This window comes from Ruegeria sp. CDSC045, from assembly GCF_059610725.1.
Genome location: NZ_JBXWOE010000004.1, coordinates 112,203 through 134,610 on the forward strand (window position 1 = coordinate 112,203; position 22,408 = coordinate 134,610).

Below are 22,408 nucleotides of genomic sequence, written 5' to 3' on the forward strand. Positions count from 1 at the left end.
GGACAAACATGTCACTTGTTAGAAGCACATTTGCCGCTACCGCGATGTTCGCGCTGGCGGGCAGCTTATACGCCGAAACCATCGGTCCAGCGGGGGAAAGTGCCACCCCTTCATCAATGGTTGTTGTCGCTGATGATGATGTCGAAAAGGTGAAAGATGCTGGATATTCAGCTGCTTTGCTGTGGCATGACCAATCCGACTTTGTGAATGCGGTAACAGCAGGTGCCAGCGATGAATTTGCGCGTCTGGGGATCGAGGTCGTTGCCGTGACAAGCGCAGGATTTGATGCTGCAAAACAACGTAGCGATATCGAGACGGTCATGGCCAAATCGCCCAATATCATTCTGTCGCTTCCTCTGGACCCGGTGACCTCTGCCGCAGCATTTGCAGAGGCAAAAGAGGCCGGAGTTGCCCTAAGTTTCCTCTCGAACCTGCCGGCCGGCTACAAGCACCCGGACGACTATGCGGCAATCGTGACGGATGACCTGTTTCAGATGGGCAAACAAGCGGCGGATGCGCTTGCGGCTGCCATGGGCAATGAAGGAACAGTTGGATGGATTTATCACGACGCAGATTATTATGTGACCAATCAGCGCGACAACGCTTTCAAGACCACGATTGAGAACGACTATCCGAACATCACAATCGTTGCAGAACAAGGCATTTCTGATCCTGCGCGCGCCGAAGAGATTGCCAATGCTATGCTGCTGAAAAACCCAGACCTGGGTGGAATCTACGTAACCTGGGCTGGTCCGGCAGAGGGTATTCTTGCAGCGCTGCGGACGAACGGAAACACCTCGACCAAGATCGTGACATTGGATCTGTCAGAGCCGATTGCCCTTGATATGGTTCAGGGTGGGAATGTCGCGGCGATTGTTGCCGATGAAGCCTATGAACTGGGGCGTGCAATGGCCGCCAGTGCCGTGCTCGACCTGCTGGGCGAGGACGTACCATCCTTTGTTGTAGCCCCTGCATTGACAGTGACAGCGGACAACGTTGCCGATGGATGGCAAAACTCGCTGAATATTGATGCACCAGCCAGTCTGACATCGAAGTAGAGACCTGATGGGCAGGTCGCCTCTGGCGACCTGCCGCAACCGGATATTCCCAGAGGCATCCATGGAACAGGCTTTTCAACGTATGCGCGACTTGGATCTACAGCGCTGTGTCATTTATTTCGGCTTTCTTGCGATCTTTCTGTTTTTTGGGATCACTCTCTACGATGACGGGTTTCTGACCAGTCGGAATCTGACAAATATCGTCCTTCAGACAGCCCCAGCCACGATCATGGCCATCGGATTGGTCTTTGCCCTGTCAGCCGGAGAGATCGACCTGAGTTTTGGCTCTGTCGTAGCTGTTGCAGCCCTCTCGGCAGCTGTTGCGATGCAGAACGGCCCAATGATCCTGGGTGTCGCAGCGGGGCTTGGCGCAGGCATTCTGATCGGCGCGTTCAATGGTGCATTGGTGGCCTATCTGCGGTTGCCATCATTTCTGGTGACCTTGGCCACCATGGGGTTATTTGCCGGAATTGCGCGTTCGATGACCGATCTGCGATCCATTCCTGTCGTTAACGGGATTTTCACCGGGGTCTTCGGCTCGGGCAAGCTGTTTGGTGTACCTTCACTTGTCATCTGGACCGTGATTGCAGTGCTGATTGGCCATGTCATCTACCGACACACACGTTTTGGCGCACACGTTCTGGCCGTTGGGGACAATGCCCGCGCAGCCCAAGTCTCTGGCATCAGGGTTCCCCGTATCCGGCTGATGGTTCTGACCTTGTGCGGCGCAACCGCTGGGCTGGCTGGTTTGCTCTATGCCGGGCGTATTCAAGCCGCCAAATATACAATGGGCGAAAGCGATCTGATGACGGTCATTGCCGCTGTCATCGTAGGTGGCACTGCGCTTAATGGCGGCAAGGGATCCATAATAGGTGCGCTTTTGGGCTCGCTCATGATGGGAATGCTGAATAACGGGCTGATCCTGATGGGGCTTCAGGTCTCGGACCAGATGATCGTACGCGGGCTGATCATACTGATCGCCGTAGCAATTTCACTCCGCGAAATCCGCCGATAGACACCGGAGCAACCCAATGTTTCTTGATCTTCTCATACGCCGCAACCCCAAGTTCATCGAGGCCGCCATGGCCTTGCATCAACAAGGGAAGATCCCCGCAAACGCCTATGTGCTTGACCTGGATGCCGTCGAACGCAACGCGCGCCTTTTCTCTGATGTGGCCCGTGGGCATGGCCTTACAACTTTTGCCATGACCAAACAGGTGGGTCGCCATTCCGGCTTTTGTCAGGCGGTCATACGCGGTGGCATCAGCCGGTCCGTCGCCGTGGATATGGCCTGCGCCTTGGCATGTGACCGCGCTGGCTTAAGGACAGGTCATTTGGGTCACCTTGTACAGGTGCCCCGCCAAGAAGCTCTCTTCGCCGCAGCCAAACTACGCCCGAACTATTGGACGGTATTCTCGGACAACAAGGCAAAAGAGGCGGCAGACGCCTCTGCTCGGGCCGAGAGAGAACAGGCACTGATGGCGCGCATCCAGACTGAAGGGGATACGTTTTATCGTGGCCACGAGGGGGGATTTGACGCGAATGATATCCTGGCGGTGGCCGACCGTTTGGATGCGCTGCAGGGCGGGCGCTTTGCAGGCATTACGACCTTTCCCGCCCTGCTTTTCGACCAGGATGCCCGCAAGGTTGTGCCGACCCCAAACCTCCACACGCTCAACGTGGCTGCAGAAGCTCTGGCGCGTGCTGGGCGTACGGAGATCGAAATCAATGCCCCCGGAACGACATCTTCAGCTGTTCTTCCAGCATTAGCCGAAGCCGGGGCCACGCAGGTTGAACCGGGCAATGGCCTACATGGCACGACACCTCTCCATGCGGTAGAAGACCTTCCTGAGGATCCCGCCGTACTTTACCTTTCCGAGGTCTCGCACCATCACGGCGGGAAAGCCTATTGCTTTGGCGGCGGGCTCTATATCGATCCGGTTTTCCCGAAATACCAGGTTCGGGCGCTGGTAAGCAGCAGCCCGACAATCAGCCGGTCAGCCCTGCGAAATGTCGAAATTCCTGATTATTCCGCAATAGATTACTACGCCATGATCGACAGCGACAGCGATCAAAACCCCGCACCAGGCGACACGGTTGTCTTCGGTTTCCGTGGGCAGGCCTTTGTAACCCGCGCTTTGGTTGCCGGGATAAAAGGCGTAGACAGCGGAATGCCAGAGCTTACCTCAATCGAAAACGGCTTTGGCGACCACGTCAGCTGGCCGGGAGCATTTGCGCAATGACTCCGGTTCTTTCCCTCAAGCAAATCCACAAATCTTTTGGCGGAGTGGTCGCAATCCAGAATTTTTCACTGGACCTCTACCCCGGTGAAATCGTGGCTCTGGTCGGTGATAATGGCGCGGGTAAATCCACGCTCGTCAAGATCATCTCTGGCGTGCATCGACCAACCAGCGGCGAGATCGCGCTCGACGGCGAAGAAGTCGGTTTTTCGGATGCTAGCGCGGCTCGATCACATGGTATTGAGGTGGTCTATCAGGACCTCGCATTGGCTGACGAACAGCCGGTTTATATGAACATGTTTCTGGGCCGCGAACTGACGCGCAAACCTTTTGGACTGCTCGATAAAGCACGCATGCGTGCCGAAACCCAAAGCCTTGTTGATCAGCTTGACGTGCGCATCCCCTCTGAGCGCGCAGCCATACGTGATTTGAGCGGAGGCCAAAGACAGGGCATTGCTATCGCGCGAGCAACCCATTGGGCCAGCAAATTGATCCTTCTGGATGAACCCACTGCAGCACTTGGCGTTGCAGAGACTGCGAAGGTTGAGGACCTCGTCGCGTCACTTAAGGATCGCAATCTGGCAATCTTGATCATCAGCCATTCCCTGGATCAGGTTTTTCGTCTTGCCGACCGCATCTGCGTTTTACGTCGGGGTGAACAGATAGGCGTCAGAACAACTGCCGAGACCGACAAGAACGAAATTGTCGCCATGATCACCGGTGTTCATAGTTGATGGCGCAAAGCGCAGCCCTGTCCCCATCTTTACACAGGGGCCCTTTGGCTCGATGGGATATGACACCTATCGCTGCCCGACGATTTCGAAAGTATAATCTCGTCTCACCCCTGCCGGAGGTGGCGGGAAAGGTGCAGCCGCTTTTACCTGGGCAAGGGCGATCTGATCCAACCGCTTTGATCCTGAACTGCGTACTATTCCTACCGCCTGCAATGTCCCGTTCTCAGCTATTCGAAAGGACACCAACGCGGCACCTCGAATATTGGCGCTCTTTCTCCGGGCGCGGATAATCTTGCGTTTAATCTGTCCAGCATAGTTGCTGGCGTCGGCATTGCCGGATGCGGTCAGCGCTGACGTGGATGTAGCAACCTTTGCCGCGCCTTTCGTGGTTTTCCCGGTGGCGTCGCCTTTTTTCCCCGATTGTTTCGCGTTGCCATGCGCGGTGGCAGTTTGATTGCTTGCCTGTTTTTCCGGTTCCGGCGGCTTGGCATCCTCGGTCGGCGACACCGAAGCAGCATCACCCTGTCTGTTCGGTGTTTCAGCGTCCTGAGGCCTGAGAGGGCTTGGCGCAACAGCGGTCGCGGCCGTAGCGCTGCTCACAACCGGGCTGAGAGTTTGCGGCGACGTTGTGCGCTGCTGCTTGACAGGGCGGGCCTTGGGTTGCAACCGATGAGGTGCTGCCGGTTTCTTGCGCGTGCTGGCCGGTGCTGGTGCATTTGTTCCGGCGACGAAGTCCTTGAATACAGATCCCAGCGCGGCGGCCCTCTCCTCTCCGCCACCTTCGACCTGCACCTGTTCGGCGGTCGAATAATCCAAAAGCGCAAGGCCATGTGTCGCTACGGCCAATGCGACAGAAATCAGAACCACCGCGCGGGATTTGGTTATCACCGTAATCCCCTTTCGGTCACGACATAAACCTGACTTGCACCCAACCCGCGCAAGTCATCGCTGATCTGTTTGAGCGCAACCGCAGGCAAGGATCGATCCGGCACGATCCGAACCGCATCAAAGGGCAGATCAACAGCCGCCCGCTCTACATAGGCCGCAGCATTGGTCAGCTCTGCCCCGCGATATTCAAGTGTGCCATCCGCACGGATAACCAATGCATCAGGCGGCTCGCGTCCCTCCAGATCCATCGTTTCGACAAGCTGAACCGATCCGTTGAGCGGCGGCGTAAGGGTGCCTGCGATCATGAAGAATATAAGCATCAGGAACACGACATTGATCAGCGCGATGGTTGGCTCTCGGCTTTGTCTGGGCTTCGATTTCAACTGCATCAGCCCAAAACCTGAGTGCGCAAGTTTTCGACAGGTGCCAGCACGATGAGCAGATCAATCAGCTGCTGAGAGGTTGCTTTTGGTCCGAGGCTGATGAGCGCGATTTGGGAATTGGCGTCGAGCAGCATTGGGGCGACCTGCGCCAATGGTACAGGCGCACCATCGACCAGAATTCGGTCTGCATCCAGTTTAATAAACCGGATGGCTTGTTCTGGCTCCGCGCCGCCGACGGAGGCCGTCGAAAACTGAATCTCGGAAAATTTTGAGAATGTGGATGTCAGCATGAAAAACAACAGCAGCAAAAAGATGACATCTATAAGCGAAGTCATTGACAGGCGTTTGCGCCGCTTTCTTTGCACATTAAGCGCCATGTACCAGCGCCGTAATTGACGCCCCTGCCGTTTGCTCGGTCTCCTCGGCATGGCCGGGGGCAAATATTGTTCTGAGCGCACGGTTGGCAAAGACGCGTTCCCGGTTCACGCGGGCCTCAAACCAGGTCAGGATCAGTGACGTCGGCATGGCTACAGCCAGCCCCGCTGCTGTTGTCATCAGCGCCACCCAGATGCCCCCAGCCAGCAACGATGGGTCAACAGCGTTGCCTGCCCCCTGCAGGGTCTGGAAGGCTTCGATCATGCCCAGCACTGTGCCGAACAATCCAAGCAGGGGCGCAAGTTGCGAGACGATGTCCAGCACGTTGAGACCCTGTTCCAGTTTTGCAAATCGCGTCTCAGCCTCGGCATCGACCCGTTCGGACAAGGTGCGATCATTCCCGGACAATGCCATTGCGATCACCGGCGCCAGGTAACTACGGCTTTTGTTCAGGTATATTCTGGCGGCCGTGGGGTCTTCTCGGTCCCATGCGTCGATCGCCCTTGACAATTCGACGTGTCGGCCGACTCCCGCCGCTTTGTATTGCCAGATTTTGTAAAAGACCAAGGCGAGGGTCGCGATTGAGGCTGCAATCAGGATCGCCACCACCGGGCCCCCTAATTGCAGGATTTCCATCAGTTTTTGCAGCATTTCGGACATAGCTTTATCCAATCATCTCAGTTTCAAGGCGGCTTTTTAGACTGAGGCCATTCATGCAGGCATCTTTGTTACCGCTCTGGGTCATGCATTCCTGCACGCCGTTGAACAGAATCCGGCTGATCTGGTCACAGGCCATGTCGGTGAATTGAAACTGCCTGACCCGTGGGCGGCCTGCGGGCAGTTCTTCGAAATCCAGCAGGGTAATTAACGCGACCGCACCGTTTTTGCCAAACAGGACGGTTTCATAGACCGCACCGTTGATGTCGACCTCATGCATATTTTCGGCGACAAAGCTGAGCAGACAGTTTTGCCCCCTTGCTTCGGCAGAGCTGAGTTCGATTGATACGCCGCCAGTCTTGGGCACGTCTTCTGCGCTGGCGATCCCTGCCCCCAAGACTGAGAGCAGGGTCGACAGGACAGCGCTGGCTTTGTTTGCTGCCGCACTTCGCATAACGGGTCCTTTCCTTGGGATCAGAAGGTTTTGGCCAGGCCGAGCTTGAAGGTCCGGCCCGTCGAATTGCGGGTCGACAGGTTCGGGCGGTAGTCCTTATCAAGGATGTTCTCGATACCGGCGCGCAGCTCAAAGCCTTCAAACATACCCTCTTGCGGCATGTAGGTCGCACGCAGAGAGTTTACTCCGTATCCCGCGGTCGCGTCCCCGCTCGAGTCCGTTCCGGCCCGGGCACCGAAGATTTCCCAGCTGACGTCCAACGTCTGACCGAACCGCTTGCCCAATGTCAGGCGCGCGGAATCCGACGGCTCATTCCGCCAACGCGAGTCATCGCCGGTGGCGCTGGTTTCCGTACCCGTCACGATGTTCGAGTTGAAATCGACGTAGAACCCACCCGCATTGGCATAAGAGGCTTCGATCTCGGCGCCTTTTGTTTCCACTTCGGACAGGGGTTGAGACGGGGTGCCAGAGACGTAGGAGGTGATATCCCACAGGGTCGTTTGATAGAAATTGACCTTGGCGCGGATCACGTCGCCCTCGGCAAACACGTCACCGCGATCATAGGAAAAACCAGCTTCCCACGTGCGGGATCTCTCGGGTTGCGTCATGTAAAGCGGCGTGCCCAGATCATCGATGATCGGCAGGCTTTCCGTGTAGGCCGCACCACCAAAGATCGCGAAACCGCTGTTGAACGCGTACCGCGCCGACAACCCGCCCATAAGCGCGTTGTTGTCATAGCTTTCGTTGAACGGGGCCGCGGCGTCATCATCACCGTCGATGTCCTGCGTCTCATATCGCACCGCGGGGGTAATCGTCAGATTGTCACCGATCTGCACATCGTCCACAGCAAACAGGGCAAAACGACGGTCAGTTCCGCCCGGGGCCGATGCCGCGTCCAACCGTTCGCGGTTGATAAACTCGATCCCTGCCCGCAGATCATGCGAGGCGATGCCGGTCTGGAAATACGACGTGTTCTTGATCGTCAGCTTTGTCGTTTCATAGTTATGTGTGGCATCTGCCAGGGCCTGAATGCCGGGGAAGAATGGCGTGCCTTCAAGGCTGGAAGACCCGGGAACATAGCTGCTTTCGATCGCCTGCTCAGAATAGCTGAGGTTCACATCCAGATCTACCAGATCATTTCCAGTGGGTTGATATTGATACCGCAGGATTCCGATCTTTGTTTCGATATCACGGTCTACATTACCAAAGGCATCCGACGTGGTGCCAAACGAGTCATAAGGAACGTCGCGCTCTTCAGATGTGGACTGGTTGTAGGATGCGGTGAACGAATGTTCGAGATCGTTGCCGAAGCTGTATTTGCCCTTAGCCAGAAGCGACGGCAACGTGAAGGCGCTGTTCCCGATCTCGTCACCATTGCCGTCTTCCTGATCGTCCTGATCCCGATAGGTATAGTTGAACAGGAATTCCGTTTGCGTATTCGGCTGCCACGCCAGGATCGAGGACGAGGCAAAACCGTTGCCGTTCGAATACCCCTCAAAGGTTTGACGGAACCGGAAACCCGGCTCGCCACCGGTGAAATCTGACGCGTCCTTGGTTTCCAGCTGAACGACACCGCCAACAACCCCGGACCCATATTCGAATGACCCGACAGTGCCCCGAATGACCGAGACGCTTTTGTAAAGCTGGGGGTCAGTAAAAAGCTGGTTGCCGATCCGATACAGCTCTTCCGCGCCCGTTGTGGCGCCATCGACCAGGATCAGAACCTTCTGGTCGGTTCCGAACGTGCCGTTTGCACCATAGCCGCGAATATTGATGCCCGATCCCTGAGGGGTCGAGCCGTTCACCAAGCTTACTCCCGGAACCGAGTCGATCAGCTCTGCAACCGTATTGGCCTGCCGGTCATCGATCTCTTCCTGATCAATATTTGTGACCGGCACGGCGGTGTCTGTCTGAATCTCTCGTTTGCTTTCCCCAAGTATCAGGGTGCCAAGGAAACCATCGTCTTGTTCTTGCGCCATAGCGCCAGCCGCAATCATGCTGAGGCACGAAGCCGTTCCCAGCAAAGCTATCTTCCGTATTTGCACACGCATCTCTGTCCCTTCGAAACAGTGGGAGGACCTGAAATGCTTGCGCCATGCTGGCTTTGGTCAGTCTGTTCTATTGTTTTTTGGAGCCGCCTTTTTTTGGCGACTTGTGCTCGTTAATAAAGGTTACTAAAACAGTCAACAATAAATCGTCGTCGCATCGCCGACTCTCGCCAGCGGGCACCCGAACAATTCGGCTGCCGGGCCAGCGCCTCTGAAAATCAACTCGAAGATGGGAAAACCCATGACGGAACAGGTGCCTAACACCCCGGCTCAAATTCGTGCAGCCTATGCGCAAAACAGCGGCAAACGTGACCGTGATCTGGCGGAATCGATCGGACTTACCGAAAGCCAGTTGGTCGCTGCCTTCGCCGGGAACGACGTTACACGGCTGACAGCAAAACTTGATGACCTTTTTCCAAGGCTTAACGGTTTGGGAGAGGTTATGGCTTTGACGCGCAATACCTCATGCGTGATCGAAAAGGTCGGACAATACGACAATTACCATTCGGGCGCGCATGCCTCGATGGTTCTAACGGATGAGATTGATTTGCGCATGTTTCCCAGCCATTGGGTCCATGCCTTTGCGATCGAACGCAAAACCGACAGCGGCGTGAAAAGGTCCCTGCAGATTTTTGATGCCGCAGGCGACGCAGTGCATAAGATTTTCCTGCGCAAGGGTTCGGACCTGGATCATTGGAACCAGCTTGTCAGTACCCTGGCGTCTGAAGACCAATCGCAAACTCTTGATCTAGAACCGCGCCGACCGACCGAAGCGCCCAAAGCCAACCCCGAAAAGACGGAAATCCTACGTGCGGAATGGGCCAAGATGACGGACACCCACCAGTTCATGCGCTTGACCTCAAAGCTCAAGATGAACCGCTTGGGGGCCTATCGCATCGCCGGCCAACCGCTCGTCAGGGAACTGACGCCGTCGGTAATATCACCAATGTTCGAACAAGTGTGCGACAATGAAATTGAGGTGATGATCTTTGTTGGCAATCGTGGATGTATCGAAATTCACGGTGGCCGTATCGGAACGATCAAGCAGATGGGACCCTGGTTCAATGTGCTTGACCCGCGTTTCAATTTGCATCTGAGGACGGACCATATTGCAGAGGTTTGGGCTGTCACCAAACCGACTCAGCGCGGCCCTGCCGTCTCGGTTGAGGCCTTCGATGCCGAAGGTGGGCTGATCTTCCAGATTTTTGGCCGCCGCGCCGGCGAATCCGACCATCGCCCAATCTGGAATGAGTTAGTTGCCGCACTTGAACCCCAACCCGAGGCCGCGCTGACATGAACAGGATGCGAGTGATCTGGCCTGCCTTGGCTATGCTGCTAAGTACACAGGTCGCGCAGGCTGCGGACGACGAACCAAAGCGGATCATCGCGATCGGCAGTTCCATCACTGAAATCGTCTACGCTCTGGGTCAGCAAGACAGGCTTGTTGGTCGCGACCGAACATCAACCTACCCGACAGAAGCGATGAACCTGCCCGATATCGGATACCGACGCGCGCTGTCGCCCGAAGGCGTTTTGTCGGTAGAACCAGACTTGGTCCTGGCGCTTGAAGGTTCAGGACCACCAGAGGCGATTGCGGTTCTGCAGGAAGCGGGCGTGCAATACGTCACGATCAAGGATGGGTTCTCTCTGGAAGGCGTGGTCGAAAAAATCCAAACCGTTGGGGCCGTGCTGGGCGCTGACGTTGCTGCCGAGGGATTGGCAGCGCAAACCATACGCCAGATCAATCAGGCGGAATTGGCGGCTAGTAGTGCCGCAGGATCCAACCCGAAACGGGTTCTGTTTGTTCTGTCGGTGCAGGATAACCGGATCACAGTGGGAGGTGTGGATACCCAAGCAGACAGCATCATTCGATTGGCTGGCGGTGTAAATGCCGCCGCCAAAGTGTCAGGTTACAAGCCAATGACGCCCGAAGCGCTGGTGTCGGCTGCGCCTGATGTCATCCTTATGATGGATCGGCGGGGTGATCATAATACCGAGGATGCCGCGCTCTTTTCACTGCCCGCAGTCAAGCTGACCCCGGCGGGCCAGAACAAGATGCTGATCCGCATGCAGGGTGCATATCTGCTTGGGTTTGGCCCTCGAACCGCCAGTGCCATTTCTGATCTGTCAGCAGCCCTGCAGGATGAAGGTGGCTCATGACGCTGGCGTTGGATCATATGAGCGCCGAGGCACCCAGGTACAATCGGCGAGCAACCGCACGGCGGGTTACTTTGGCCTTACTGGTATTGCTTGGCCTGACCAGCGCCGCAAGCATTTCAGTCGGTGCTTCGGATGCGTCGTTAAACATGGCGGTGATTGACCTAATCAATGGGCGGTCCCTGACTGACCTGAATCGGATTGTCCTTTGGGACATACGGTTGCCCCGGCTTGCAATGGGGATACTGGTCGGTGCCGCACTGGCTGTTTCAGGGGTGGTCATGCAAGGGCTTTTCCGAAATCCGTTGGCGGACCCCGGAATTGTCGGCGTCAGCGCGGGCGCAGGTCTGGGCGCAATTTCAGCCATCATGCTTGGCAGCCACGTGCCAGTGTCGGTTTTGGTCTGGACCGGAAACGGGTTAGTGGCCATTGCTGCTTTTCTTGGTGGCTGGGCGTCTGTTCTGATCCTATACCGTGTCTCGACCAGCGGAGGGCAGACATCGGTCGCAACCATGCTACTGGCCGGCATTGCATTAGGTGCCTTATCCGGCGCCGCATCGGGTGTTCTGGTCTACATGGCCGATGATCAGCAATTACGCGACCTGACGTTCTGGGGAATGGGATCGTTAGCTGGGGCAACCTGGACCAAAATCGCCTCGGCTGCGCCAATCATTTTGGTTGCCCTTGCAAGCACACAATTTCTGGCTCGCGCGCTTAACGGCCTGGCGATGGGAGAGGCGGTGGCCCATCACATGGGCATCCCGGTTCAGCGCAGCAAGAACATCGCCATTCTTGCAGTTTCCGGCGCAACAGGGGCCGCTGTTGCCGTGTCCGGCGGCATCGGATTCATCGGAATTGTGGTCCCCCATTTGCTACGTCTGGCCACAGGGCCGGACCACCACAGGCTTTTGATGAATTCCGCCCTGCTGGGTGCCAGTCTGCTGCTATGCGCCGACATGATCAGCCGGGTCGTGGTGGCCCCGGCGGAACTGCCAATCGGGATCGTCACGGCAATTCTCGGCGCACCGGTCTTTCTTTGGATCCTCCTGCGCCGCCACGGCATTATGGGAATGTAAATCATGCAAGGTAAGAACATCTGCGTCAGCCTGGGCCGAAAGGACATCTTGCACGACGTGAATTTCAAGGCCGATCCCGGTCATGTCACCGCAATCATCGGGCCCAACGGATCGGGCAAATCGACCTTACTAAAGGCATTGGCCGGAGAGATTGCCTCGACCGGAACCGTCACCCTGAACGGCCACGACATCTCAGAGTTAAAACCCTGGCAACTGGCCGCGAAACGGGGCGTGCTGCCACAATCGACCAGCGTGGCCTTTCCTTTCAAAGTGCACGAGATTGTCAGACTGGGGCTGGCAAACGGGTTGGCCGCACAAGATGACGGTTCGGTCACTACCGCCCTGGCACATGTCGACCTAGCCGGGTTCGAGCAGAGGTCTTACCAGACCCTGTCCGGGGGTGAGCAGCAGCGCGTACAGTTAGCCCGTGTTTTGACGCAGGTCTGGCAGGCACAACGGGCCGATCATCCCAGCTGGCTTTTACTGGACGAACCGGTTGCCAGCCTGGATATCGCGCATCAATTTACGGTCCTTGGTATCGCAAGCGAATTTGCCGCCCAAGGTGGAGGTGTGGTGGTGGTGATGCACGATCTGAACCTCACCGCGTTATTTGCAGACTGTATTTACGTGATGTCACAGGGCACTGTCTGGGGCTCTGGCACACCTTCAAATATCCTCACCGACAACCTGATGCAGCAAGTTTACGGCATCAACCTACCGATCGGCATTGTGCCGACCGGCCCGCTTCCTTTTGTACTGCCTCAGGCAATGCACAAGTGCATTGAGGCTTGATGTTGTGCAAACAGATACGTTGCCTCAGACAGCGCGGGTCAATCCTCCGTCAACGCGCAAGTTTTGACCCGTCATATAGCCACCGCCTTCAGACGCCAGCCATGAGACAAGCGAAGAGACCTCCGCAGCATGACCGTAACGTCCCATCGGAATCCGGGCTTTGCGGTCTTCTGTTTCGGGCAAGCTGTCGATGAAACCTGGCAGGATGTTATTCATGCGAATATTCTCTGCGGCATATTTATCGGAATAGAGTTTGGCAAAGGCGGCCAATCCTGCCCGGAAGACGCCTGATGTTGGAAACAGCGGATCGGGCTCGAACGCCGCGAAAGTAGAGATGTTGATAATCACCCCCCTGCCCTGTTGCTGCATCAAGGGTGTCACCAGCCGTGTTGGGCGGATCACATTCATCAGATAGACCTCCATCCCCTGATGCCAGTCATCGTCACCGATCTCTAATACGGGCCCTTTCGGGCCATGACCGGCGGAATTGACCAAGACATCGACGCGGCCCCAACGCTCCGTGGCGCCCGTGACCAAAGCAGTCAGATCGTCACCACTGAGGTTAGAACCAGTGACGCCAAAACCACCCAGCTCGGCGCCGAGTGCTTCGCCTTTACCCGAAGAAGAGAGGATCCCGACTTTGAAGCCATCTTTGGCAAGCCGGCGCGCCGCGTCAGCACCCATGCCACTCCCGCCCGCGGTAATCAAAGCTACTTTTTCTACTGCCATCTGACGATTCCCCTTATGTATTCTGCGAAAATATCCTGTTTCAATGGGTCGTTCGATTGAGATTTGATGTTTCATTACAGTAGAAATACTATTGTCTCATGGCTGATCTTCCTCCCCTCAACGGTTTACGGGCTTTCGAAGTCGCTGGGCGCCGCCTCAGTTTCCGCGCCGCTGCCGATGAGTTGGGCGTAACACAAGGGGCGGTGGCGCAGCAGGTGCGACTCCTGGAAGCTCACCTAGAAGTCACATTGTTCGAAAGGGTGCCCAAAGGATTGGAGTTCACCTCGGTTGGCCGTAGCTATCACGCACGTATATCGGTTGCCTTTGCGAGCCTTAGATCTGCAACCGCCGAGCTAAAGCCGGAACCGGACAAGGTTATAATAAGCGTCACCCCGACTTTTGCTGCCAGATGGTTGATCCCGAATCTGCCGGACTTTGCAGAGAGCCATCCGGAAATCGACTTGCGGATCATGGCCACTGAAAAAGTTTCCAGCTTTCACAGCGACGGGATCGACCTTGCCGTCCGGCAGGGATCGCCGCCGTTTGGCGCCGCGCTTCGGGCGGCGCTTATTTTCAGGCAAGAGGTGATTGCCGTCGCCGCACCCGAGTTTATCAGCGACGGATTCAATCCGTTAACACCAGATGACCTTGCACGCCTGCCCAAAATTCATGACACGCATGACCTTTGGCCGCGATACCTTGCAGACCTTGGGGTTCGTGACAAATCGCAACGCGGCCTTCGATTAAGCCAGACAGCGCTTGCGGTTGACGCTGCGATCGCGCGGCAGGGTGTGGCCCTTGTCAGCCGTTTCATGGTTTCCCGAGATCTTGAGGCAGGACGCCTGGTAGAGGTTGGTGCGGCAAGAGACATCGGTGGTAGCGATTTTTACCTCCTCATAGAGCGTTCGGCCGCAAACCAACACGCGGTGATGCAAGTCGTAAACTGGCTAAAATCGCGGTCGGCGAAAGAAACGTGATCGGCTTTCGATTCCTGCAAAGCGCACGCATGCGCGTCTGAAATGAAGGGCTGCTTAGGTTTCCCAACGCTTCCCAATTCAGGGTCTTAGTGCTCTCGAACCTGCGGGCAAACACCTCGAGCCGCTGGCGTAGTCGAACACAGCATCCGGGGCAAAATAGTTCGTAACGGCATCCGGATCGTGTGCGTTAGAGGCATTACCGACGGCATTCACATTTGTTCAGTTGCTTCAGGTCAGTTTCGTCCGACCAACCTGAGCAAGTGCACTGGACAACTCTTCGCTGAGGATATTCCACAGTCTATGCAAACCTTCTTCGCCGGCCGCGGCGATGGCAAATTGCAATACGCGGCCAAAAAACACGTAATTTGCACTCTGATCGAGGGCTTTCAGAACGTCTTCGCCAGATCGTAAGCCACTGTCGTAGAATAGCGGAAAATCCGCACCAACGCTGTCTCGTATCCGGCCCAGCGCGTGAACGGCAGCGGGTGCGCTTTCAAGTTGCCGTGCGCCATGATTTGACACTTGAATGGCGTCAACGCCTTCGGATTTCAGCTGCAGCGCATCCTCGGCGTTGGTCACGCCTTTTACTACCAGGTTGCCCTGCCACAAATCGCGCAGAGCCTTCAATGTTGTCCAAGTCGCCCTCGCGCGGCTTTCGGTGCGGTCGAATTCAAAGCCCGGCATCTCGAAATTTGCCATCTGCGGACGACCTGCGGCAAGTGACATAAGCGACCATTGCGGGTGCAGGGCAAAGTCCAGAAACTGGCGTGGGCCGATACGAAACGGCATGGTAAAACCATGGCGCAGCTCACGCGGACGGCGACCAACCTCGGGCACGTCAACGGTGACGATCAGGGTTTCGTATCCGGCATCTTGCGCCCGCTTTGCCAGCTTGAACGACCCCGTTCCGTCCCCGCTGAAATAAAGCTGGAACCACGCGTGCCCCTCGGCGACCTCGATCAGCTTTTCCAGCGGGGTTGAGGCGACGGTCGATACCCCCAAGGGCACGGATTCGCGTGCGGCCAACCGCGCTAGCATCAGATCGGCACCAGGTCTGGACAGGTTGCACATCCCCATCGGCGCAATGCCAAAGGGCCGCTTGGCAATCTTGCCAAACAGCGGCATGTCCAAAGACCGATTGCTGACGTCTTTCAATATTCGGGGTTCAAGGCAAATGTCATCCAGAGCAGCGCGGTTACGCGCAGCCCCTGTTTCTGACCCTGCGGCCCCATCGATATAGTCAAACACCATCCAAGGCAGACGTGCCTTGGCCAAACGCCGCGCATCCGCACTGGAATGAATTCGCGCGGCGCGGTTCATCAACCAGCCACCGCTTTCATAAAGCGATCCTTGATGATCACCGGGTCCATTGTAATGACTGGCATCTTGGCATTTCCGCTGTCGCATTTCACAATCATGACCGTGCCGACCTGTGCGTCCATCGCCTCTTGCAGTGCTTTGCCGGTATCAACATCCTGTACTTCAACGACATTGTCACATCCGGCCGCACGCGCCATGCCCGCCAGATCGGTTTTGCGCCCTGTATAGGTCGGCTGATCACCGGTTGATCCATATGATCCGTTGTCGATGACCATCAGGATGAAATTCGGGGGCATATTGTTCCCAATGGTTGGCAAGGTGCCCAGATTGGTCAACACCGACCCGTCCCCATCGATAGAGATCACGGTTTTTGGCTGAGCCAGCGCCAGACCCAAGCCGATTGACGAAGCGAGGCCCATCGTGCCGAGCATGTAGAAATTCGTTGGTTGATCGTCGATGGCATGCAGTTCTTGGCTGGGGATGCCAATGTTGCAGACCACTAGTTGATCACGAAGTTGAGGTGCAATTTCCTTGAGGATTTCAGAACGGATCATTGGTCGCCATAGCCTCCCCAGAAATTGGCATCGGTCAGGATTGCCACGGGTTTGTTGCACATAAAGGTATACTTCAGGATCATATCCAGCTCTTCCAAATCCTTCTGGTGATGGAAGTGGTAGGTGGGGATATTCATCTGCGCCAGCAGCGCCTTGGTATGCACCGCCATTTCCACCTGACACGCCACAGGTTCGCGGAGCTCTCCGCGGTAGCTGATCAACATCGGCAGAGGCATCCGGTAATACTGGATCAACGTCGCAAGAGTGTTGATCGTCACCCCAATGGCTGTGTTCTGCATGATGATCGCAGGGCGTTTTCCACCCATCCACGCACCGGCACATAGGCCCATGCCCTCGTCTTCCTTGTTCGACGGAATATGGAAGATATCCGGGTGTTGGTCGATTTCTTCGATAACGCCCGCAAGCTGTTTGCAGGGCACCGTCGTCACGAATGAGATATCATTCGCGACAAGATCGTCGGTGATCTTCTTGTCTATGTTCATGTTCCAGAAGAGCCTTTCTTGAAAGAGGTGGAGGGCGTCCTCAAGAGGACGCGCGATGCACATGGACGGCACAGCCTGCGTGCCGCACGACGCGGGCAGCTGTGGAGCCAAGGAAATAGTCTCTGAGGCCGGGCTTGTGGGATCCAATCACGATGCAGTCGATGCCATGCGCCTCGGAATAGTCAATGATAGTGCGGGCCGAATGTCCCTTTACAATCACCGGCGTGACACCGGGATGTCCAGACAATTTACCCTCAAGATCAGCGCGCGCTTTTTCAAACCCGGCGGCAACCGTTTCTTCGTCCAGATAGGCACTGACCGAGCCTTGGGGCGCCTCATGGACGTGAAGGGCGAAGATCTGGGCATCCTTTGCACGCAGCGCGTTGGCTATCTCAAGTGTATGAGTCGACACGCCATGGTCCAGCGCCATGGGGACGAGGATTTTATGGTACATGAAGTGTCTCCATTTGGTTGGTGATCATAAGTGTCAGGCCCACGGGTCGAGGATGATCTTGGGGGCTGCAACCACTCCCGATCGTAGATCGGCAAATGCCTGCGGTCCATCATTCAGGCTGCGATGTTCTGCCCAGTCTAGCGGGCCAAGCGCACCATCGAAAAGCGCGGTGCAGGTTTCCCGGAAGTCCTCCGGTGTGTAGGTATAGGTTCCGATGAACGTCACCTCTTGCAAGGTCATCCGCCGGATATCGAGGCCACCCGTGTCTTCGCCCAGGCCGATGTGGACAATGACACCCCCCGGTTCAGCCATGGCAGAAGCTGCCGCGCGTGTTGCCGCGTATCCGACGGCGTCGACCACGATGCCGTACTGCCCTGCCCCTGCGGGTACAGATTTCACTAGGCATTCATCTTCCAGGAATGTGCGTCGCTTGTCGCTTGGTTCAGCAACGGTTACGTCATCGACCCCTTGTGCCTTGAGGGCAAGGGCCGCAGCAAGGCCAATGGCCCCGCCGCCCAGCACAAGCGCCGTGCGGCTGGCACCCGGATCAAGCGCCATCAGCCCCAACCGTATGGAATGCCAACTGACGGCCAGAGGTTCGGCCAGTGCAGCCTTTTGCAACGAAACATGATCCGGCACCGCGATAAGATTGCTGCCTTGCATTGCCACATATTGGGCAAAAGCCCCTTCGCGCGGCGGCATGGAAATGATCATACGGTCCGGGCACAGATTATCGCGGCCCGTCTGACACGCGGGACAGGTGCCACAACTGACCAGCGGGTTGATCGTGACCCGTTCGCCGTCACGGGCGCCGCCTTCAATCACACCTGCGGCCTCATGGCCAAGGATCAGGGGCGCAGGGCGCCTGTCGTCGTGGCCAAGATAGGCATGCATGTCCGATCCGCAGATGCCCGAGGCTTCGATACGAACCAGCGACTGGCCCTGACCGACTGTCGGGTTGGGGACTTCGCGCACACCAAGCGTTTCGACACCTTCGTAGACCAACGCTTTCATTTTGCTGTGAACCCTCCGTCGACCATCAGGGTTTGTCCGGTCACGTAACCGGACGCGTCCGAGCAGAGAAACAGCATGGGGCCGTCCATGTCTTCCAAACGGCCATTGCGTCCGATGCAGGTCTGGGCGGCATTGCGCGTGGCTCGGTTCGGATCGGCAAAGACGGCCTCGGTCAGTTCTGTCGGAAAAAACCCAGGCCCAATCGCATTGGCTGTGATGCCATAAGTCGACCACGCCTCGGCCATAGCGCGGGTCAGTTGCGCGATGCCCGCTTTGGTCGTGCCATAGGCGATGCCACCGGGAAACGCGCGCGTGGTTTGGAGCGACGCAAAATTCACGATCCGCCCCCACCCCTTGGCCTTCATCGCGGGCACCAGCGCCTGGCTCAGGAAAAACGGGGCCGAGATGTTCAGTGCCACGGTCTGATCCCAGCCTTCTGGTGTCACCTCATCCGCCGTCTGACGGGTGTTAATGCCCGCGGCGTGCACAACAATGTCCGGCGCGCCAAACGGTGCGCCGACCGCCTGTACCAAGTCAGTGAGCGCATCACGGTCGGCAACATCGGCCACAACGTAATCGACATCTTCGCCGACCTCGTCTTGCAAGCCCTGCAGCGCGTCTTCGCGCCGCGCTACGCCCACCACGCGAGCTCCGGCGCTTGTCAGTGCGATGACCGCACGCCGCCCGAGGCCGGAACTGGCCCCAGTTACACAGGCCACGCGGCCAGTCAGGTCAAACAGAGATCGTGGATCAGCCATTTGCAGTCAGGTCGAACGCTTCATCCGGGAAATACTTGGCCAGACGAACATCCGCAGCACGGGCGTGCCCTTCCATCCCCTCAAGGCGGGAAATACGCGCTGTAGCTTCGGCTACCTGCTTGGCACCTTCGCGTGTGGCGCGCTGCCAAGTGACGATCTTCATGTATTTATGGACCGACAAACCGCCGGTATAATTCGCGGCCCCTGACGTTGGCAGCACATGGTTGGTGCCCGTTGCCTTGTCGCCATAGGAAACGGTTGTCTCTTCCCCAAGGAACAACGAGCCGTAACATGTGAGCCGCTCAAGCCACCAATCCAGATCTTCGGCCTGCACTGTCAGGTGTTCGGGTGCGTAATCATCGGAGCAAACTGCCATTTCTTCGCGATCTGAGCAAACGATCACTTCGGCATAGTCACGCCAAGCGGCAAAGGCGTTGTCGCGGTTCACCTCGGGCAGATCATCAATCAGGGCAGGCACAAGCTCCATCACCTTTTCGGCCAACACCCGGTCATCTGTGACCAGCCAAACAGGCGAGTTGTAGCCATGTTCGGCCTGACTTACCAAATCCGTTGCCACGATATGCGGATCAGCTGTTGCATCTGCAAGGATCAAACTGTCCGTTGGGCCCGCGATCATGTCGATCCCGACACGGCCAAAAAGAATGCGCTTGGCTTCTGCAACAAACTGATTGCCGGGGCCCACGAGGATGTTGGCCTTGGGCAGGCCAAACAGTCCGAACGTCATTGCAGCCACACCCTGAACGCCACCAAGTGCCATAATCTTGTCCGCACCACATAGGTTCGCGGCATAAATGATGGCCGGGGCAACTCCTACACCGGGGCGGGGTGGCGAACAGGCGGTAATGTGGCGACAACCTGCAACTTTGGCCGTTGTCACAGTCATGATGGCCGAAGCAATGTGGCTATAGCGACCGCCGGGCACATAACAGCCCGCCGCATCAACAGGGATAGCCTTTTGCCCTGCAATCATGCCCGGTACGATTTCAACCTCGACATCGGATACTGTGGCCTTTTGCGCCTCGGCAAACCGTTTGACGTTGTCATGCGCAAACCGGATGTCCGCTTTCAGCCTCTCCGGCACAAGCGCTCCTGCCGCCTCGATTTCTTCGGCGGTCAACAGGACATTGCCCTCGTACCGATCGAACTTGGCGGCGTATTCCATAGCCTTTGCATCTCCGCCTGCCTCAATATCAGCCAGAATTGTCCTGACCGTCTCGTGGACTTCGGAAGCATCCGATTTAGCGGTTAGGGTCGCTTTTTTCAGGTATTCACGTTTCATCTTAGCGAGGTCCTACTTGTAGATTTCGGGCAAGAACGTAGTCGAAATCGCTGGCATATAAGCAATCAGCAACACAACCAAGAACATGCAAAGAACAAAGGGAACGGCACGGGCGGCAATCTTGAGGATGGATTCCCCGGTTATGCCAGACACCACGAACAGGTTGAGCCCCAATGGCGGCGTGATGAAGCCTACGCCAAGAGCTGTGATCATCATGATGCAGAACTGTATCTCGTTCATGCCGATGTTGTCCGCGAGTGGTTTCAGGATAGGCGCAAGGATCACGATATTCGGCGTGGTTTCCATAACGCAACCGGCGGCGATCAGGATTCCGATCATCAGCAGGATAAGTAACCATGGTTCATCCGTCAGCCCGGTCACCGATGTCACAAAACCTTGCGGCACACCCATGATGGCCAGCGCTTCGGCCAGCGGAGCCGAGAAAGCGATTATGGGAAGGATGACGCCGTTCACCTTTGCCGAACTGACCAGCATGGCGGGAAAATCCGCAAGGGACAGCGTCCGCAGAATAAAGCCCATGATGATTGTCACGACGACGGCCGTTGCACCCGCTTCTGTTGGTGTCAGGCGGCCCGAGAATATGCCGTAAAAGATGATGCCCGGCACGATAAACGCATACCAACCGGATTTTAGAGCACGGCCCAGATTACCCAACCATTCGGCCATCGTCATCTGTCCGCCACCTTCATAGGCGTAGATGCGGTTCACGATCAGGTTCGTGATCAGGATCGACAACAGGATCGCGATCCCAGGGATCAAAGCCGCAAGGAACAAGGTCGATGCGGATATCCCCAGAACAAGGCCGATGATGATATAGGCGATCGACGGTGGGATCAAAATGCCGGTACAGGCGCCCGCCGCCACCAGAGCGCAGGCATAGGGGCGCGGATAGCCACTTTCGACCAAGCGTGCGATAGTCATACGTCCGACCGCGGCCGCACCAGCTGCGTCCGATCCCGAAATGGCCGCGAACATGCCACAGACAAGAACCGTCGCAGACCCGAAACCACCCTTGGTGAAACACGTCAGTGCCTCGGCAACATCAAGGAATTTTCGACTGAGCCCGGTTCGGACCAGCACGTCCCCTGTCAGGATAAACAGCGGCACCGCGGTCAGCGCAAAGGCATCAATGCCGGTGAACAGCTTTTCACCAACAAGGCTCAGGGGAAGGTCGCCGGACATGACCAACATCAGGATCGCCGAGGTCCCGATGGCGGCCCAAACCGGAACCGCCAGTGCAATCAGCGAGACGAATATGATAACGGGCAGATAGAAATCCCAACCCAGCTCGACGGTTTGATCAAAGGTTTGCCAAAGCATTCAAATCATCCCTCAATCAAAGAGTGTGTCGCCCTCAAAAACGGGTTTGCCCGTTCTGAGAGAATGGATGTCGCGCAGTAGGGATTGAATCAGCCGCAATATGATCAGGCCGAACCCCAATGGAACCGCCATCAGGAACCATACTTTGGAAATGCGCAGCCCGTCCGTGACCGACCCGAATTTGGCAGACACATGCACGGCTTCGTAGGACCAATAGAGGGCAATCACAGCAACACCGAACATCACCAGGTCGCCAAAGATATACAGCAAAGCCTTCGGACGCGGCCCAAGGTAGTGCATCAGCACGTCAATGCGGATATGCGCGCGCTCTTTCACTGCAGCCGCAGCACCAATCCATGCGAGATAGATGAAGGAGTACCGCACAATTTCTTCGCCCCAGATCGAGGAAAAAGAGAATATTTCCCGGCGCAGCACCTCGATCGCCATGGTGATGACAAGCATCACGTAGAAGACCAGAAGCAACCAGCGCTCGGCGTCTCTATCAATTCGGCGCAAAAAGCTCATGTGAGAACCTGCTGATTTGCCTAGCAAAACAAACCGCGCTGACGCGTTTGGATTTTACTGAGGCGGGAAAG

25 protein-coding genes are annotated in these 22,408 nt (G+C 56.6%); 9 read left to right on the plus strand and 16 right to left on the minus strand.

The window, feature by feature from the left end; genetic code table 11:
* Window positions 1-8: 8 nt before the first annotated feature.
* From AC2FH6_RS09835 to AC2FH6_RS09850, 4 genes are all read left to right on the plus strand, one after another.
* The gene (locus AC2FH6_RS09835; protein WP_496692975.1) at window positions 9-1,058 is read left to right on the plus strand and encodes a substrate-binding domain-containing protein; all 1,050 of its coding nucleotides are present in this window, start codon (window positions 9-11) and stop codon (window positions 1,056-1,058) included.
* Window positions 1,059-1,119: 61 nt separating this feature from the next.
* Window positions 1,120-2,073 carry an ABC transporter permease gene (locus tag AC2FH6_RS09840; RefSeq protein WP_496702316.1) on the plus strand — a complete coding sequence of 318 codons (954 nt, stop codon included), beginning with the start codon at window positions 1,120-1,122 and terminating at the stop codon, window positions 2,071-2,073.
* Between the two features lie 16 nt (window positions 2,074-2,089).
* Entirely contained in the window at window positions 2,090-3,301 is a 1,212-nt protein-coding gene (locus tag AC2FH6_RS09845; protein WP_496702317.1) for an alanine racemase, read from the plus strand.
* Window positions 3,298-4,032, plus strand: coding sequence for an ATP-binding cassette domain-containing protein (locus AC2FH6_RS09850; protein WP_496692973.1), 735 nt, complete (start codon window positions 3,298-3,300; stop codon window positions 4,030-4,032). Before AC2FH6_RS09845 ends, AC2FH6_RS09850 begins: the two co-directional genes overlap by 4 nt.
* Window positions 4,033-4,098: 66 nt before the next feature.
* On the opposite strand, the gene AC2FH6_RS09855 is transcribed toward AC2FH6_RS09850, so the two are convergent.
* From AC2FH6_RS09855 to AC2FH6_RS09880, 6 genes are read right to left on the minus strand one after another with little or no spacing between them, the layout of a single operon-like run.
* Window positions 4,099-4,920 carry an energy transducer TonB gene (locus AC2FH6_RS09855; protein ID WP_496702318.1) on the minus strand — a complete coding sequence of 274 codons (822 nt, stop codon included), beginning with the start codon at window positions 4,918-4,920 and terminating at the stop codon, window positions 4,099-4,101.
* Window positions 4,917-5,309, minus strand: coding sequence for an ExbD/TolR family protein (locus AC2FH6_RS09860; RefSeq protein ID WP_496701276.1), 393 nt, complete (start codon window positions 5,307-5,309; stop codon window positions 4,917-4,919). Before AC2FH6_RS09860 ends, AC2FH6_RS09855 begins: the two co-directional genes overlap by 4 nt.
* Window positions 5,309-5,680 carry a biopolymer transporter ExbD gene (locus AC2FH6_RS09865; protein ID WP_496701278.1) on the minus strand — a complete coding sequence of 124 codons (372 nt, stop codon included), beginning with the start codon at window positions 5,678-5,680 and terminating at the stop codon, window positions 5,309-5,311. The genes AC2FH6_RS09860 and AC2FH6_RS09865 overlap by 1 nt, the downstream gene beginning before the upstream one ends.
* Window positions 5,670-6,338 carry a MotA/TolQ/ExbB proton channel family protein gene (locus tag AC2FH6_RS09870; protein ID WP_496692969.1) on the minus strand — a complete coding sequence of 223 codons (669 nt, stop codon included), beginning with the start codon at window positions 6,336-6,338 and terminating at the stop codon, window positions 5,670-5,672. The genes AC2FH6_RS09865 and AC2FH6_RS09870 overlap by 11 nt, the downstream gene beginning before the upstream one ends.
* A 4-nt stretch (window positions 6,339-6,342) precedes the next feature.
* Window positions 6,343-6,789, minus strand: coding sequence for a hypothetical protein (locus tag AC2FH6_RS09875; RefSeq protein WP_496690031.1), 447 nt, complete (start codon window positions 6,787-6,789; stop codon window positions 6,343-6,345).
* Window positions 6,790-6,809: 20 nt separating this feature from the next.
* Window positions 6,810-8,840 (minus strand): TonB-dependent receptor domain-containing protein, encoded by a 2,031-nt coding sequence (locus tag AC2FH6_RS09880; RefSeq protein WP_496702320.1) that lies wholly within the window; start codon window positions 8,838-8,840, stop codon window positions 6,810-6,812.
* Between the two features lie 238 nt (window positions 8,841-9,078).
* Between AC2FH6_RS09880 and AC2FH6_RS09885 the strand changes: the two genes are divergently transcribed.
* From AC2FH6_RS09885 to AC2FH6_RS09900, 4 genes are read left to right on the plus strand one after another with little or no spacing between them, the layout of a single operon-like run.
* Entirely contained in the window at window positions 9,079-10,134 is a 1,056-nt protein-coding gene (locus AC2FH6_RS09885; protein WP_496702321.1) for a hemin-degrading factor, read from the plus strand.
* Complete coding sequence (locus tag AC2FH6_RS09890) at window positions 10,131-10,997, plus strand: heme/hemin ABC transporter substrate-binding protein (protein ID WP_496702322.1); 867 nt, start codon at window positions 10,131-10,133, stop codon at window positions 10,995-10,997. Before AC2FH6_RS09885 ends, AC2FH6_RS09890 begins: the two co-directional genes overlap by 4 nt.
* Window positions 10,994-12,070 carry a FecCD family ABC transporter permease gene (locus tag AC2FH6_RS09895; protein ID WP_496702323.1) on the plus strand — a complete coding sequence of 359 codons (1,077 nt, stop codon included), beginning with the start codon at window positions 10,994-10,996 and terminating at the stop codon, window positions 12,068-12,070. Before AC2FH6_RS09890 ends, AC2FH6_RS09895 begins: the two co-directional genes overlap by 4 nt.
* A 3-nt stretch (window positions 12,071-12,073) precedes the next feature.
* A complete protein-coding gene (locus AC2FH6_RS09900) occupies window positions 12,074-12,862 on the plus strand; it encodes a heme ABC transporter ATP-binding protein (protein WP_496702324.1) in 789 nt (262 codons plus the stop codon).
* Between the two features lie 24 nt (window positions 12,863-12,886).
* Here the strand turns inward: AC2FH6_RS09900 and AC2FH6_RS09905 are convergent, their stop codons facing one another.
* A complete protein-coding gene (locus AC2FH6_RS09905) occupies window positions 12,887-13,591 on the minus strand; it encodes an SDR family oxidoreductase (protein ID WP_142637939.1) in 705 nt (234 codons plus the stop codon).
* Between the two features lie 98 nt (window positions 13,592-13,689).
* On the opposite strand from AC2FH6_RS09905, the gene AC2FH6_RS09910 reads away from it, so the two are divergent.
* Window positions 13,690-14,568, plus strand: coding sequence for a LysR substrate-binding domain-containing protein (locus AC2FH6_RS09910; RefSeq protein ID WP_496702325.1), 879 nt, complete (start codon window positions 13,690-13,692; stop codon window positions 14,566-14,568).
* A 228-nt stretch (window positions 14,569-14,796) separates the two neighbouring features.
* Here the strand turns inward: AC2FH6_RS09910 and AC2FH6_RS09915 are convergent, their stop codons facing one another.
* From AC2FH6_RS09915 to AC2FH6_RS09955, 9 genes are read right to left on the minus strand one after another with little or no spacing between them, the layout of a single operon-like run.
* A complete protein-coding gene (locus AC2FH6_RS09915) occupies window positions 14,797-15,888 on the minus strand; it encodes an alpha-hydroxy acid oxidase (protein WP_496702326.1) in 1,092 nt (363 codons plus the stop codon).
* Window positions 15,888-16,442: a sulfopyruvate decarboxylase subunit beta gene (gene comE / locus AC2FH6_RS09920; protein ID WP_496701293.1), complete on the minus strand. Its 555-nt coding sequence runs from the start codon at window positions 16,440-16,442 to the stop codon at window positions 15,888-15,890. The genes AC2FH6_RS09915 and comE overlap by 1 nt, the downstream gene beginning before the upstream one ends.
* On the minus strand, window positions 16,439-16,945 hold the full coding sequence (gene comD, locus AC2FH6_RS09925; protein ID WP_496702327.1) for a sulfopyruvate decarboxylase subunit alpha: 507 nt from the start codon (window positions 16,943-16,945) through the stop codon (window positions 16,439-16,441). The genes comE and comD overlap by 4 nt, the downstream gene beginning before the upstream one ends.
* 40 nt (window positions 16,946-16,985) lie before the next feature.
* A complete protein-coding gene (locus AC2FH6_RS09930) occupies window positions 16,986-17,399 on the minus strand; it encodes a universal stress protein (RefSeq protein ID WP_496702328.1) in 414 nt (137 codons plus the stop codon).
* 33 nt (window positions 17,400-17,432) lie between these two features.
* Window positions 17,433-18,413 carry a zinc-dependent alcohol dehydrogenase gene (locus AC2FH6_RS09935; RefSeq protein WP_496702329.1) on the minus strand — a complete coding sequence of 327 codons (981 nt, stop codon included), beginning with the start codon at window positions 18,411-18,413 and terminating at the stop codon, window positions 17,433-17,435.
* Window positions 18,410-19,171: an SDR family NAD(P)-dependent oxidoreductase gene (locus tag AC2FH6_RS09940; RefSeq protein WP_496702330.1), complete on the minus strand. Its 762-nt coding sequence runs from the start codon at window positions 19,169-19,171 to the stop codon at window positions 18,410-18,412. Before AC2FH6_RS09940 ends, AC2FH6_RS09935 begins: the two co-directional genes overlap by 4 nt.
* Window positions 19,164-20,471, minus strand: coding sequence for a histidinol dehydrogenase (gene hisD, locus AC2FH6_RS09945; protein WP_282027724.1), 1,308 nt, complete (start codon window positions 20,469-20,471; stop codon window positions 19,164-19,166). Before hisD ends, AC2FH6_RS09940 begins: the two co-directional genes overlap by 8 nt.
* Window positions 20,472-20,483: 12 nt before the next feature.
* Window positions 20,484-21,812: a TRAP transporter large permease gene (locus tag AC2FH6_RS09950; protein ID WP_142637703.1), complete on the minus strand. Its 1,329-nt coding sequence runs from the start codon at window positions 21,810-21,812 to the stop codon at window positions 20,484-20,486.
* A gap of 12 nt (window positions 21,813-21,824) precedes the next feature.
* Window positions 21,825-22,337, minus strand: a complete 513-nt coding sequence (locus AC2FH6_RS09955; RefSeq protein WP_281973202.1) for a TRAP transporter small permease — start codon at window positions 22,335-22,337, stop codon at window positions 21,825-21,827.
* Window positions 22,338-22,408 lie beyond the last annotated feature (71 nt).